This is a genomic window from Streptomyces sp. NPDC006332 (assembly GCF_040612855.1).
Lineage (GTDB): Bacteria > Actinomycetota > Actinomycetes > Streptomycetales > Streptomycetaceae > Streptomyces.
The window spans coordinates 114,286-126,589 of the sequence record NZ_JBEXRA010000010.1 but is presented as its reverse complement, the minus strand read 5'-3'; the positions used below and the strand labels follow the sequence as shown (position 1 = coordinate 126,589).

Sequence of the window (12,304 nt, the reverse complement as noted above, 5' to 3'; positions counted from 1 at the left end):
TGCCTCAGGGCGGCCGGGGTTTCTCTACGCGGTGATACGAAAGAGAAGTTGCGCAAAAAATATTGTGCAATTTTACTTTCCTGTCTACGGTGGGTGGCACGACAGGCAAGGAGGCCGCATGGCAGGCAAGGAGAGAGACCGTCGGATCACCGACGTCGGGACGCTGAAGGCACTCGCGCACCCGCTGCGGGCGCAGCTCTACCGACGGCTGATCATCGCCCGCTCGGCGACCGCCTCCCAGCTCGCCGACCAGGTGGACGAGGCCGTCTCGCTGGTCAGCTACCACCTGCGGAAACTGGCCGAGCACGGCCTCATCGACGAGGCCGAGGCGCAGAGCGCGGACGGCCGGGAGCGGTGGTGGCAGCCGGCCTCGGAGGGGGTGAGCATCCGCGACGAGGACTTCCGCGACGCCCCCGAGAAGGCCGCCGCCCACACCGCGGCCAGCAGGCTCTTCCTCGAGCAGCGCGCCGACATGTACCGGCGCTACCTCGACGAGCGCGCGCACTGGAGCGACGCGTGGACGACCGCCTCCGACTCCTCCGAGTGGCTGCTCAGGCTCACACCGGACGAACTGTCGGAGCTGTCGAAGGAGATGTACGCCCTCGTTCGCAGGTACGAGGAACGCGGGCGTGCCGCCGACGACACCGAGGGCCGCGAGAACGTCGCGGTGTACACGTACGGCTTCCCGTTCCGCACCTGAGAGGGCCCGTCACGCATGTCCACCACCGCCGTCCGCCCGGGGTCCGTCACCGACAGACCCGCCCATCGCGACCCCAATGTCCTGCGCTGGCTGGCCGCGTACGCCTCGTCGATGGCCGGCGACGGCGTCTACTACATCGCCCTGTCCTGGGCCGCCGTACAAGCGGGCACGCCGTCCCAGGCCGGACTGGTGATGTCGGTCAGCGCGCTGCCACGCGCCGTGCTGATGCTGGGCGGGGGCGTGATCGCCGACCGCTTCGGTCCGCGGCGGGTCGTCATCGGCAGCGACGCCGCGCGCTGCGCCGCCGTCCTCGCCGTGGCGGCGCTGCTGTTCCTCACCAGCCCGGGGCTGTGGCCGCTGGCCGTGCTCGCCCTGGTCTTCGGCACCGTGGACGCCGTGTTCGTGCCCGCCGTGGGCGCGCTGCCCGCGCGCATCACCGGCAGCGGACAGCTCGCCCGGATTCAGGGGATGCGGGGGCTGGCCTACCGGTTCGCCGCCGTCGTCGGAGCCCCGCTCGGCGGACTCGGCGTGGCGGTCGGGGGCGCGGCGGCCGCGTTCGGGGTCGCCGGGCTGCTGATCGCCGTGTCGGTGCCGCTGCTGATCTCCGTTCGGGTCCGGGAACTGCCCCAGGACGACAGCGCGGCACCCGCCACCACCGCCTGGAGCGACCTGGTGGTGGGCCTCCGCTACATCCGCCGCCACCGCGTCCTCGCCCCCCTGATGCTCGCCATAGCCTTCGGTGACCTCGGCTTCGTCGGACCGCTCAACGTGGGCCTGACCCTGCTGGCCGACGAGCGCGGCTGGGGTGCCGCCGGGATGGGCTGGGTGCTCGCGGGGTTCGGCGCCGGCGCGGGGACCGCCTCGCTCCTGCTGACCGTGCGCGGACGGCTGCCGCACGCCGGCCAGGTCGCCGGTTCCGCCCTCCTGGCGGGCTGCGTCGCCATCGGCGCCCTCGCCTACGTACCGAACGTCGTCGCGGCCGTCGGCACAGCCCTGCTCATCGGGTTACTCGCCGGGCTCAGCGGCGCCATGTGCCACGCCCTGCTGCAGACCCAGACCGACCCCGCCTTCCTCGGCCGCGTCACCGCTGTCGCCAGCCTCGTCAGCCTCGGTCTGGCCCCACTGAGCATGCCCCTGTCCGCCGCGGCCATCGGAGCCTGGGGCACCGGCCCCGTCTTCGTCGTCAGCGCCGCCGTGTGCGCCCTGGGCGGCGTGGTCGCCCTGTGCGTCCGCGACCTGCGCCGCGCCGAACTGCCCCGCTGACCTCGCCAGTCCTGGCCACCGCGTCAGTCCTGGCCCTCAGTCCTTCGGCTGCACCAGCTGCACGAGGTTGCCCACCGTGTCGTCGAGCACGGCCGCGACGACCGGCCCCTGCCCCCGGGGTTCCTGGGTGAACTCGACGCCGAGCCCGCGCAGCCGCCGGTACTCCGCCTCGATGTCGTCGACGGAGAACACGATGCAGGGCAGGCCCGCCTCACGGACCGCCCTGCGGTACGGGTCGGCGATGGGGCCCTGGCCGGGCTCCAGCAGCAACTGGAGGTCCTGCTGGGCGCCCTCCGCTGCGCCCACCGTGACGAACAGCGTGCCGCCGCCGAGGTCCATGTGGATACGGGTCTCGAAGCCCAGCACCTCCGTGTAGAAGGCGTGGGCCTTGGAGACGTCGTCGACATAGACACTCGTCATCGCGACCTTGATCATGACCGGTTCTCTCAGATCCCGAGTTGCTTTCCGCCGTGCAGCTTGGTGATCGCGTCCTTCTCCCCGTCCAGCTCCACGTCGGCGGCGTCCTGCCGGCCGTACAGGAACAGCAGCAGCTCCGACGGCTCCCCGGTCGCCGTCACGACGGGCGTGCCCCGGTTGGCGACCGCCGTACGACCGTCCGCGCGACGCAGCACCAGGCCGGTCGGGACGCCGCGGCCCATCAGCCGGGCGGTGCGCTCCAGCCGGGACCACAGGGCGTCCTGGAAGACCGGGTCGAGCTCGCGCGGCGTCCAGTCCGGCTGGGCACGGCGGACGTCCTCGGTGTGGACGTAGAACTCGATCGTGTTCGACGCCTCGTCGAGCTGCTTGAGCTGGAAGGGTGAGAAACGCGGCGGGCCGGTCCTGATCAGCTGGATCAGTTCCTCGTACGGCTTGGCGGCGAACTCCTCCATCACCTTGTCCAGACGGGACGCGAGCTGTTTGATCAGGATGCCGCCGGCGGCGTCGGGGCGGCGCTCGCGCACCACCACGTGCGCGGCCAGATCCCGGGTCTGCCAGCCCTCGCAGAGGGTCGGTGCCTCGGGACCCGCGGTTTCCAAGAGGTCGGCGAGCAGGAGCCGTTCACGCTTGGCGAAAGTGGACATGCAGTCAGCCTACGACCGCCCAGCGGGTCCGCCCAGTGGACGCCCCGCCGTCACTGTCAGTGGCGCGCGGCACAATGGCACCCATGACCAGCAAGCCCGCCCACGGCAACCTCGACCCAGAGATCGCCGCGCGCCTCAAGCGCAGCGCCGACGGCCTCCTGCCCGCCATCGCCCAGCAGTACGACACCGGCGAGGTGCTGATGCTCGGCTGGATGGACGACGAGGCGCTGCACCGCACGCTCACCACCGGCCGCTGCACCTACTGGTCCCGCAGCCGCCGCGAGTACTGGGTCAAGGGCGACACCTCCGGCCACTTCCAGTGGGTCAAGTCCGTCGCCCTCGACTGCGACGCGGACACCGTGCTGGTCAAGGTCGACCAGGTCGGCGCCGCCTGCCACACCGGCGCCCGCACCTGCTTCGACGAGGACGTCCTCAAGGCCGTCGAGGGCGCCGATTCCGACGCGGCGCCCTCCGCTCAGTAAGGTCAGCCGCCATGGACCTCGAGACGTTCCGCAAGCTGGCCATCGACCGCCGGGTCATCCCCGTCACCCGCAAACTCCTCGCCGACGGCGACACCCCGGTCGCGCTCTACCGCAAGCTCGCCGCCGAGCGCCCCGGCACCTTCCTGCTGGAGTCCGCGGAGAACGGCCGCACGGCGTTCCAGTGGTCCCGCTACTCCTTCGTGGGCGTCCGCAGCGCCGCGACCCTCACCGTGCGCGACGGACAGGCGCACTGGCTCGGCACCCCGCCCGTCGGCGTCCCCGTCGACGGCGATCCCCTCGCCGCCCTGCGCGCCACCATCGAGGCCCTGCACACCCCCCACCAGGAAGACCTGCCGCCCTTCACCGGCGGCATGGTGGGCTACCTGGGCTACGACATCGTGCGCCGCCTGGAGAAGATCGGCCCCGGCGAGCGGGACGACCTGCGGCTGCCGGAGCTGACCATGCTCCTCAGCAGCGACCTGGCCGTGATGGACCACTGGGAGGGCTCGGTCCTCCTGATCGCCAACGCGATCAACCACAACGACCTCGCCACCGGCGTCGACGAGGCCTACCACGACGCGGTGGCCCGCCTGGACGCCATGGAGGCCGACCTCTCCCGCCCGGTGGCCCAGCCCCCGGCGGTCCTCCCGCCCTCCGAACTCCCCGAGTACACGGCCCTGTGGGGCGGCCCCGACTTCCAGGAGGCCGTCGAGGACGTCAAGGAACGCATCCGCGCGGGCGAGGCCTTCCAGGTCGTCCCCTCCCAGCGCTTCGAAACGCCCTGCACCGCGAGCGCGTTGGACGTCTACCGGGTGCTGAGGGCGACCAACCCCTCGCCGTACATGTACCTGTTGCGTCTCGACGGGTTCGACATCGTGGGATCCAGCCCGGAAGCCCTGGTGAAGGTCGAGGACGGACAGGCGATGGTCCACCCCATCGCCGGCACCCGGCACCGCGGCGCCACCCCGCAGGAGGACCAGGCCCTGGCCGACGAACTGCTCGCCGACCCCAAGGAGCGCGCCGAGCACCTCATGCTCGTCGACCTGGGGCGCAACGACCTGGGGCGGGTCTGCGAGCCGGGCTCGGTCGAGGTCGTCGACTTCATGTCCGTCGAGCGGTACTCGCACGTCATGCACATCGTCTCCACGGTCACCGGCAAGGTCGCCGGGGGGCGCAGCGCCTTCGACGTGCTCACCGCCTGCTTCCCGGCGGGCACCCTCTCCGGCGCGCCCAAGCCCCGCGCGATGCAGATCATCGACGAGCTGGAGCCCTCCCGGCGCGGCCTGTACGGCGGCTGCGTGGGCTATCTGGACTTCGCCGGCGACTCCGACACCGCCATCGCCATCCGCACGGCCCTGCTGCGTGACGGCACCGCGTACGTCCAGGCGGGCGCGGGCATCGTCGCCGACTCCGACCCGGTCGCCGAGGACCAGGAGTGCCGCAACAAGGCGGCGGCGGTCCTGCGCGCGGTGCACACGGCCAACCGGCTGGGCAAGTAGGGCGCTTCGCCGCAATGGGGCGCTTCTCACTCCGCCCCGGGTGACCGTTCGCCCGGGGTTCAGGCGATAGTGGGGTACGTGACTGCTGTACCGCACCCCCGTTCCGAAGCCGCCGGCCCCGCCCGGGGCGGCCGCCGAAGCCTTGCCGTAGCTCTGCTGTCCGGCGCGCTCGGCGCTGCCGTGGCACTGCTGGCCACCCGCCAGCAGTGGTCGCAGGGCACCGCGACGGTGGCCGGCGGCGACTTCCCGCTGACCGCCACCGGCAGCGACGTCACCGGCGTCCCCGCGGCCCTCGCCATAGTGGGCCTCGCCGCGCTCGTCGCCGTCTTCGCGGTGCGCCGGGCCGGTCGCTTCGCCGTCGCCGCCCTGCTCGCGCTCTCCGGGGCCGGCACCATCGCCGCGGCCCTGCTCGGCGCCTCCGACACCGCCGCGCTCGACGAGAAGGCCGCCCAGGCCTCCGGGGACACCTCGGCCACCGTGGACTCGCTGACCCACACCGCCTGGCCGTACGTCGCGGCCGTCGGCGGCCTCCTGCTGCTGCTCGCCGGACTGCTCGCCCTGCGCTACGGCCGCCTGTGGCCCGCGATGTCCGGCCGCTACGAACGCTCGGGCGCCCCCCGCCCCCGGCGTACGGCCGCCGCCGACCCCGACCGGCCCGAGGAACTGTGGAAGGCCCTCGACCGGGGCGAGGACCCCACCGGGGCGTAGCGCCTGTCCGGCGGATCACGTCGCAGGAAATGGGCGTTGCCCCTCGCCGCAGACGGGCGCCAAGCCCCGCGTCCGCGGCATGCTCGGCCGGGCAGGCGGCTTTCGGCCGGTGCGGCGAGATGAGGCACCTGCCACACCCTCAAGGCAGTGGGGGAGCGTGCCGGGCGTCGCGAGGGGGCGAACGTCGTCTGCCGCGGCGCTGTCTTCCGCCCCGTCGGGACACCCGCAGGGCAGGCCCCGGCGGCCGGTGGTCCGGTGGCCCGGCGCACGAGGGCGACCCCCGAACAGGCCGCCCGCGCGCGTACGGGATGATGGACCTTGAGCGTCCGGCTCAGACACGTACACAGCAACGAGGAGCAAGTCATGGCGGGCAGCAGCCACGGTCACACCCCGGCCGCCTGGACCGGTGTCACGATCGTCTTCATCGGTTTCTGCGTGGCGGGCGCCTTCATGGTGCTGGCCGAGCCCGCGGGCTTCTGGGCCGGTATGGCGATCACGGTCCTCGGCGGCGTGGTCGGCTGGATCATGAGCGCCATGGGCCTGGGCATGCCGAAGCAGACCCACCCGGTGCACCAGAACGCCGAGCAGCGCGAACCGGCCGGCGCCGAGAGCTGAACCCCCTGCGGCGCGACCAGCGCGCCCGTACGGTCATGGAGGGGCGACCCGGCGATGCCGCCGGGGCCGCCCCTCCCGCGCGCGCACGACCGGGGCGCGGCACAATGCCAGACGTGAACGCCGACAGCCTCCACGGGGCGACAGGGACACGGTCCGGCGCCCGGGGCGTGGCGGCCCGGCTGGCGGTGCCCGCCGGGACCCTCGCCGCGGTCGCCGGGGCCTTCGCGTACGTGGGGACCGTGGACCCCAACCAGCCCGGCCACTACCCCGTCTGCCCGCTGCTGCGTTACACCGGCCTGTACTGCCCGGGCTGCGGCGGGCTGCGCAGCGCGCACGCCTTCGTGCACGGGAACTTCCTGACGGCGCTGCACGACAACGCCCCGGCCGTCGTCGGCTATCTGGGGTTCGCCGTCCTGTGGACGGTCTGGGTGGCGCACGCCGTGCGCGGACGCCCGCTGCGGATCGATCCCGCCCCGGCGCTCGTCTGGACGCTGGGCGCGTTGCTGGTGGTCTTCACGATTGTCCGGAACCTGCCGTTCGGTGGCTGGCTCCACCCTTGATCAACTGTCGGAGGTCCAGGTAGTGGGACCGACGTCAACCGGATGTGAGGCCTACGCCTTCCTCCGGATACCATCGCAGTGACCATCGGTTTTCTTCTCGTCCGCGCCCGATGGGGCGGACCGGTGACGAAAGCCGAACCGTGAACAGTCAACCGTCTGGAAGGGGGCCGCTCGCGTGAGTGTGCTCGACGAGATCATCGACGGAGTCCGTGCCGACCTCGCGGAGCGGCAGGCGAGCGTCAGCCTCGACGAGCTCAAGGAACGCGCGGCGAAGGCCCCCGCCGCCAAGGACGGGGTGGCCGCGCTGCGCGGCGACGGCGTCAAGGTGATCTGCGAGGTCAAGCGTTCCAGCCCGTCCAAGGGCGCACTGGCCGCGATCGCCGACCCGGCCGGGCTGGCCGCGGACTACGAGGAGGGCGGCGCGGCCGTCATCTCGGTCCTCACCGAACAGCGCCGCTTCGGCGGCTCGCTGGCCGACCTGGAGGCGGTCCGCGCGCGGGTGGACATCCCCGTACTGCGCAAGGACTTCATCGTCACCTCCTACCAGCTCTGGGAGGCCAGGGCCTACGGGGCCGACCTCGCGCTGCTGATCGTCGCGGCCCTCGAGCAGTCGGCCCTGGAGTCCCTCATCGAGCGCGCGGTGTCCATCGGACTCACCCCCCTCGTCGAGGTGCACGACGAGGACGAGATCGAGCGCGCCGTGGACGCGGGCGCGAAGGTGATCGGCGTCAACGCGCGCAACCTGAAGACGCTGGAAGTCGACCGCGGCACGTTCGAGCGGATCGCTCCGGAGATCCCCGACCACATCGTCAAGATCGCCGAGTCCGGTGTCCGCGGCCCGCACGACCTCATCGCCTACGCCAACGCCGGCGCCGACGCGGTCCTGGTCGGCGAGTCCCTGGTCACCGGCAAGGACCCGAAGACGGCGGTCTCCGACCTGGTCGCGGCGGGCGAGCACCCCGCACTGCGCCACGGACGCGGCTGATCTCCCGCTAGAGTTGGCCCCGATGACTCCCTCGCTCACCGTGACGACCGTGGACCGGTACGCCCGCCTCGCGCGCGGCTGCCGGCCCCGAGGCTGCCGCGCGCCCGCGCGGCGGGTACACGGCCGCCGGGTGCGATACGTCATCGGAGACGAGCCGGGGCAAGTCAACGGGCGGCGATGGCAGCGCCCCTTTTAGGGGCGCGGGACTGCGTTCGACGTGCGGCTACCGCCGCGCGGGCGCGACAAGCCACTGACGGCCGTAAGCCGTCGAACAAGCCCCGCCCCCACGGCGATCAGGTACGTCCCAAACTCACCGTGAGGTTTCCGCATGCCCAGCGACTTCTTCATCCCCGACCCGGACGGTCAGATCCCCAGCGCCGAAGGCTACTTCGGCGCGTTCGGCGGCAAGTTCATCCCGGAGGCCCTCGTCGCCGCCGTGGACGAGGTGGCCGTCGAGTACGACAAGGCCAAGCACGACCCCGAGTTCGCCCGCGAACTCGACGATCTGCTCGTGCACTACACCGGCCGGCCCAGCTCCCTCACCGAGGTGCCGCGGTTCGCCGAACACGCGGGCGGCGCCCGGGTGTTCCTCAAGCGCGAGGACCTCAACCACACCGGCTCGCACAAGATCAACAACGTGCTCGGCCAGGCGCTGCTCACCAAGCGCATGGGCAAGACCCGTGTCATCGCCGAGACCGGCGCCGGTCAGCACGGTGTCGCGACGGCCACCGCCTGTGCGCTGTTCGGTCTCGAGTGCACCATCTACATGGGCGAGATCGACACCCAGCGGCAGGCGCTGAACGTGGCCCGGATGCGCATGCTCGGCGCCGAGGTCATCGCCGTGAAGTCCGGCAGCCGCACGCTGAAGGACGCGATCAACGAGGCGTTCCGCGACTGGGTCGCCAACGTCGACCGCACCCACTACCTGTTCGGCACGGTCGCCGGACCGCACCCCTTCCCCGCCATGGTCCGTGACTTCCACCGGGTGATCGGCGTCGAGGCGCGCCGCCAGCTGCTGGAGCAGGCCGGGCGGCTGCCGGACGCCGCGGTGGCCTGCGTCGGCGGCGGCTCCAACGCCATCGGTCTGTTCCACGCCTTCATCCCGGACGAGACCGTCCGCCTGATCGGCTGCGAACCCGCCGGGCACGGCGTCGAGACCGGCGAGCACGCGGCCACGCTCACCGCGGGCGAGCCGGGCATCCTGCACGGCTCGCGCTCCTACGTCCTGCAGGACGAGGAGGGCCAGATCACCGAGCCTTACTCGATCTCGGCGGGTCTGGACTACCCGGGCATCGGACCCGAGCACGCCTACCTCAAGGACAGCGGCCGCGGCGAGTACCGCGCGGTCACCGACGACGCGGCCATGCAGGCGCTGCGTCTGCTGTCGCGCACCGAGGGCATCATCCCGGCCATCGAGAGCGCGCACGCGCTGGCCGGCGCCCTGGAGGTCGGCAGGGAACTCGGCAGTGACGGCCTGATCGTGGTCAACCTGTCCGGCCGCGGAGACAAGGACATGGACACCGCCGCCCGCTACTTCGGCCTCTACGACAGCGCCGCCGACGCCGAGGTCGCAGCCAACGCGGCCGACACCGCCGAGATCGAGGGGGACGCCAAGTGAGCGGCACCATCCAGCTGTTGACGGACACCCTCGCCGCCGCGAAGGCGGAAGGGCGTTCCGCGCTGATCGCCTACCTCCCGGCCGGGTTCCCGACCGTGGACGGCGGCATCGAGGCGATCAAGGCCGTCTTCGACGGCGGCGCCGACGTCGTCGAGGTGGGCCTGCCGCACAGCGACCCCGTCCTCGACGGACCGGTCATCCAGACCGCCGACGACATCGCCCTCCGCGGCGGCGTCAAGATCGCCGACGTCATGCGGACCGTCCGGGAGGCCCACGAGGCGACCGGGAAGCCGGTGCTCGTGATGACGTACTGGAACCCCATCGACCGCTACGGCGTCGAGCGCTTCACCGCCGAACTCGCCCAGGCGGGCGGCGCGGGCTGCATCCTGCCCGACCTGCCCGTGCAGGAGTCGGCGCTGTGGAGGGAGCATGCGGAGAAGCACGGCTTGGCGACCGTCTTCGTGGTGGCGCCCAGCAGCAAGGACGAGCGGCTCGCCGAGATCACCGCGGCGGGCAGCGGGTTCGTCTACGCCGCCTCGCTGATGGGGGTCACCGGCACCCGCGCGTCGGTCGGCGCGCAGGCGCAGGACCTGGTCGAGCGGACCCGGGCAACCGGCACCGACCTGCCCGTCTGTGTGGGCCTCGGGGTCTCCGACGCCGGACAGGCCGCCGAGGTGGCCGGATTCGCCGACGGCGTGATCGTCGGCTCGGCCTTCGTCAAGCGGATGCTGGACGCGCCGGACCACGCGGCCGGAGTCGAGGCGGTCCGTGCGCTCGCCGGTGAGCTCGCCCAGGGCGTGCGCGGAAAGGCGTAACACAACGGGACATATCGTGCGGGTCACTCGAACGGGTGGACCTGGGACCGGGGAGGCGCGGTGCGCCTCCCCGGTTCGTTCTGCGGGATGTGAGCGAGAAGAATCGAGAGAGAAAAGGCACCGCCCGGGAGCGGCTGGCGGTCGAGCGTGAGAAGCAGAAGTCCGCGGAGCGGCGCCGCCGGGTCCTGATCGTGGGCGCGAGCGTGGTCTGCGTCCTGGGTCTCGCGGCGGTGATCGGCGTCGTCGCGGCCAACGCGGGCAAGGACGACGGCAGCAAGGCCGCCGGCCCGGTGGTGGCGCCCTCGGGGGCGCAGGGCAAGGACAGCCTGGCCATCCCGGTCGGCAAGGAGAGCGCCAAGTCGACGCTCACGGTCTGGGAGGACTTCCGCTGCCCGGCCTGCAAGGCCTTCGAGACGGCGTACCGGCCCGCCATCCACGAGCTGACCGCCGCCGGGCAGCTGAAGACGGAGTACCACCTGGCGACGATCATCGACGGCAACCTGGGCGGCACCGGCTCCCGCAACGCGGCCAACGCCGCGGCCTGCGCGCAGGAGGTCGGAAAGTTCCCCGCGTACCACGACGTGCTCTACGACAACCAGCCCGCCGAGACCGACGACGGCTACGCCGACAACGGCAAGCTCATCGAGCTGGCCGCCAAGGTCGACGGACTCGACACGCCCGCGTTCCGCACGTGTGTCGAGAAGGGAACGCACGGCAGCTGGGTCGACAAGTCCGCGGCGGCCTTCCGCAAGGGCGGCTTCACCGGCACGCCGACGGTGCTTCTCAACGGCAAGAGCATCTACCAGGACCGGACGATGACCCCGGCGAAGCTGAAGCAGCTGGTCCGGCAGGCGGACCAGGGGTAAGCGTCGGCGGAGGGGTTTCACCCCGCCTGTTATGGACCCGTAGCCGGGCTGCCTGCCGTGCTCGCGGCCCGGCAAGGTAGCGTCGACCTTGCCATGGAACTTGCCTTCATTCCCAGCCCGTCGCGCGGGGTGCTGCACCTCGGCCCCATTCCGCTGCGCGGCTACGCGTTCTGCATCATCATCGGCGTCTTCGTAGCCGTCTGGCTCGGCAACCGGCGCTGGATCGCCCGGGGCGGTCAGGCCGGGACGGTGGCCGACATCGCGGTCTGGGCCGTGCCGTTCGGCCTGGTCGGCGGCCGGCTCTATCACGTGATCACGGACTACGAGCTGTACTTCAGCGATGGCCGTGACTGGGTGGACGCCTTCAAGATCTGGGAGGGCGGCCTCGGCATCTGGGGCGCGATCGCGCTCGGCGCGGTGGGCGCGTGGATCGGCTGCCGGCGCCGGGGCATCCCGTTGCCGGCCTGGGCCGACGCCCTCGCCCCCGGTATCGCCCTCGCACAGGCGATCGGCCGCTGGGGCAACTGGTTCAACCAGGAGCTGTACGGCAAGCCCACCGACCTGCCGTGGGCGCTGAAGATCACGTCGTCCACGGACGGGCGGGTGCCGGGCACCTACCACCCGACGTTCCTGTACGAGTCGCTGTGGTGCATCGGTGTCGCGGCGCTGGTGATCTGGGCGGACCGCCGGTTCAAGCTCGGACACGGGCGGGCGTTCGCGCTGTACGTCGCGGCGTACTGCGTGGGCCGGTTCTGGATCGAGTACATGCGCATCGACGACGCCCACCACATCCTGGGCCTGCGGCTGAACAACTGGACCGCGCTGATCGTGTTCGTGCTCGCGGTGGTGTACATGGTGCTCTCGGCGAAGAAGCGGCCGGGGCGTGAGACCGTCGTGGAACCGGGTGTCGCCGACGACACGGCCGACGGCGCGGACGACGCGGACGACGCCTCCGGCGAGGAGACCGAGGCCAGGACGAAGACCGACGAGAAGGCTGAGGCGGACGCCGACAAGGGCCCGGACAAGGACGCGGACACCGACGCGGACGTGAAGAACGAGGCCGGGTCGGCGAAGAAGAGCTGACGTCACGCCGTACGACGATGAGGGCGCC

The 12,304-nt window shown here is 72.0% G+C and carries 14 protein-coding genes; 12 read left to right on the top strand and 2 right to left on the bottom strand.

Going from position 1 to position 12,304, the window contains the following annotated elements:
- The first annotated feature begins 118 nt into the window (after positions 1-118).
- Both ABZ027_RS12170 and ABZ027_RS12165 read left to right on the top strand, forming a co-directional pair.
- On the top strand, positions 119-700 hold the full coding sequence (locus tag ABZ027_RS12170) for a helix-turn-helix domain-containing protein (protein ID WP_356767098.1): 582 nt from the start codon (positions 119-121) through the stop codon (positions 698-700).
- Between the two features lie 15 nt (positions 701-715).
- Positions 716-1,963: an MFS transporter gene (locus tag ABZ027_RS12165; RefSeq protein WP_356767096.1), complete on the top strand. Its 1,248-nt coding sequence runs from the start codon at positions 716-718 to the stop codon at positions 1,961-1,963.
- A gap of 36 nt (positions 1,964-1,999) precedes the next feature.
- On the opposite strand, the gene ABZ027_RS12160 is transcribed toward ABZ027_RS12165, so the two are convergent.
- Complete coding sequence (locus ABZ027_RS12160) at positions 2,000-2,398, bottom strand: VOC family protein (protein WP_356767094.1); 399 nt, start codon at positions 2,396-2,398, stop codon at positions 2,000-2,002.
- An 11-nt stretch (positions 2,399-2,409) separates the two neighbouring features.
- Positions 2,410-3,045, bottom strand: a complete 636-nt coding sequence (locus ABZ027_RS12155) for a TIGR03085 family metal-binding protein (protein WP_356767092.1) — start codon at positions 3,043-3,045, stop codon at positions 2,410-2,412.
- Positions 3,046-3,128: 83 nt separating this feature from the next.
- Between ABZ027_RS12155 and hisI the strand changes: the two genes are divergently transcribed.
- The 10 genes from hisI to lgt all read left to right on the top strand — a co-directional run bounded on the left by hisI (position 3,129) and on the right by lgt (position 12,276).
- On the top strand, positions 3,129-3,527 hold the full coding sequence (gene hisI, locus ABZ027_RS12150; protein ID WP_356767090.1) for a phosphoribosyl-AMP cyclohydrolase: 399 nt from the start codon (positions 3,129-3,131) through the stop codon (positions 3,525-3,527).
- An 11-nt stretch (positions 3,528-3,538) separates the two neighbouring features.
- The gene (locus ABZ027_RS12145) at positions 3,539-5,026 is read left to right on the top strand and encodes an anthranilate synthase component I (protein WP_356767088.1); all 1,488 of its coding nucleotides are present in this window, start codon (positions 3,539-3,541) and stop codon (positions 5,024-5,026) included.
- 69 nt (positions 5,027-5,095) lie between these two features.
- Positions 5,096-5,734 carry a TIGR02234 family membrane protein gene (locus tag ABZ027_RS12140; protein WP_356767086.1) on the top strand — a complete coding sequence of 213 codons (639 nt, stop codon included), beginning with the start codon at positions 5,096-5,098 and terminating at the stop codon, positions 5,732-5,734.
- 363 nt (positions 5,735-6,097) lie between these two features.
- Positions 6,098-6,349, top strand: a complete 252-nt coding sequence (locus tag ABZ027_RS12135) for an HGxxPAAW family protein (protein WP_356767084.1) — start codon at positions 6,098-6,100, stop codon at positions 6,347-6,349.
- Positions 6,350-6,453: 104 nt separating this feature from the next.
- Positions 6,454-6,909, top strand: a complete 456-nt coding sequence (locus tag ABZ027_RS12130; RefSeq protein WP_356767082.1) for a DUF2752 domain-containing protein — start codon at positions 6,454-6,456, stop codon at positions 6,907-6,909.
- A 175-nt stretch (positions 6,910-7,084) separates the two neighbouring features.
- Positions 7,085-7,894 (top strand): indole-3-glycerol phosphate synthase TrpC, encoded by an 810-nt coding sequence (gene trpC, locus ABZ027_RS12125; RefSeq protein WP_356767080.1) that lies wholly within the window; start codon positions 7,085-7,087, stop codon positions 7,892-7,894.
- A 328-nt stretch (positions 7,895-8,222) separates the two neighbouring features.
- The gene (gene trpB, locus ABZ027_RS12120) at positions 8,223-9,512 is read left to right on the top strand and encodes a tryptophan synthase subunit beta (protein ID WP_356767078.1); all 1,290 of its coding nucleotides are present in this window, start codon (positions 8,223-8,225) and stop codon (positions 9,510-9,512) included.
- Entirely contained in the window at positions 9,509-10,327 is an 819-nt protein-coding gene (gene trpA / locus ABZ027_RS12115) for a tryptophan synthase subunit alpha (protein WP_356767076.1), read from the top strand. The genes trpB and trpA overlap by 4 nt, the downstream gene beginning before the upstream one ends.
- An 89-nt stretch (positions 10,328-10,416) precedes the next feature.
- A complete protein-coding gene (locus tag ABZ027_RS12110; RefSeq protein ID WP_356767074.1) occupies positions 10,417-11,193 on the top strand; it encodes a thioredoxin domain-containing protein in 777 nt (258 codons plus the stop codon).
- 93 nt (positions 11,194-11,286) lie between these two features.
- Positions 11,287-12,276, top strand: a complete 990-nt coding sequence (lgt, locus tag ABZ027_RS12105) for a prolipoprotein diacylglyceryl transferase (protein ID WP_356767072.1) — start codon at positions 11,287-11,289, stop codon at positions 12,274-12,276.
- Positions 12,277-12,304: the final 28 nt, after the last annotated feature.

Excerpts from the sequence above, each read along its gene's own strand:
- ABZ027_RS12170 (WP_356767098.1), top strand. The coding sequence starts at position 119 with ATGGCAGGCAAGGAGAGAGACCGTCGGATCACCGACGTCGGGACGCTG.
- ABZ027_RS12165 (WP_356767096.1), top strand. The coding sequence starts at position 716 with ATGTCCACCACCGCCGTCCGCCCGGGGTCCGTCACCGACAGACCCGCC.
- ABZ027_RS12160 (WP_356767094.1), bottom strand. The coding sequence starts at position 2,398 with ATGATCAAGGTCGCGATGACGAGTGTCTATGTCGACGACGTCTCCAAG.
- ABZ027_RS12155 (WP_356767092.1), bottom strand. The coding sequence starts at position 3,045 with ATGTCCACTTTCGCCAAGCGTGAACGGCTCCTGCTCGCCGACCTCTTG.
- hisI (WP_356767090.1), top strand. The coding sequence starts at position 3,129 with ATGACCAGCAAGCCCGCCCACGGCAACCTCGACCCAGAGATCGCCGCG.
- ABZ027_RS12145 (WP_356767088.1), top strand. The coding sequence starts at position 3,539 with ATGGACCTCGAGACGTTCCGCAAGCTGGCCATCGACCGCCGGGTCATC.
- ABZ027_RS12135 (WP_356767084.1), top strand. The coding sequence starts at position 6,098 with ATGGCGGGCAGCAGCCACGGTCACACCCCGGCCGCCTGGACCGGTGTC.
- ABZ027_RS12130 (WP_356767082.1), top strand. The coding sequence starts at position 6,454 with ATGCCAGACGTGAACGCCGACAGCCTCCACGGGGCGACAGGGACACGG.
- trpB (WP_356767078.1), top strand. The coding sequence starts at position 8,223 with ATGCCCAGCGACTTCTTCATCCCCGACCCGGACGGTCAGATCCCCAGC.
- lgt (WP_356767072.1), top strand. The coding sequence starts at position 11,287 with ATGGAACTTGCCTTCATTCCCAGCCCGTCGCGCGGGGTGCTGCACCTC.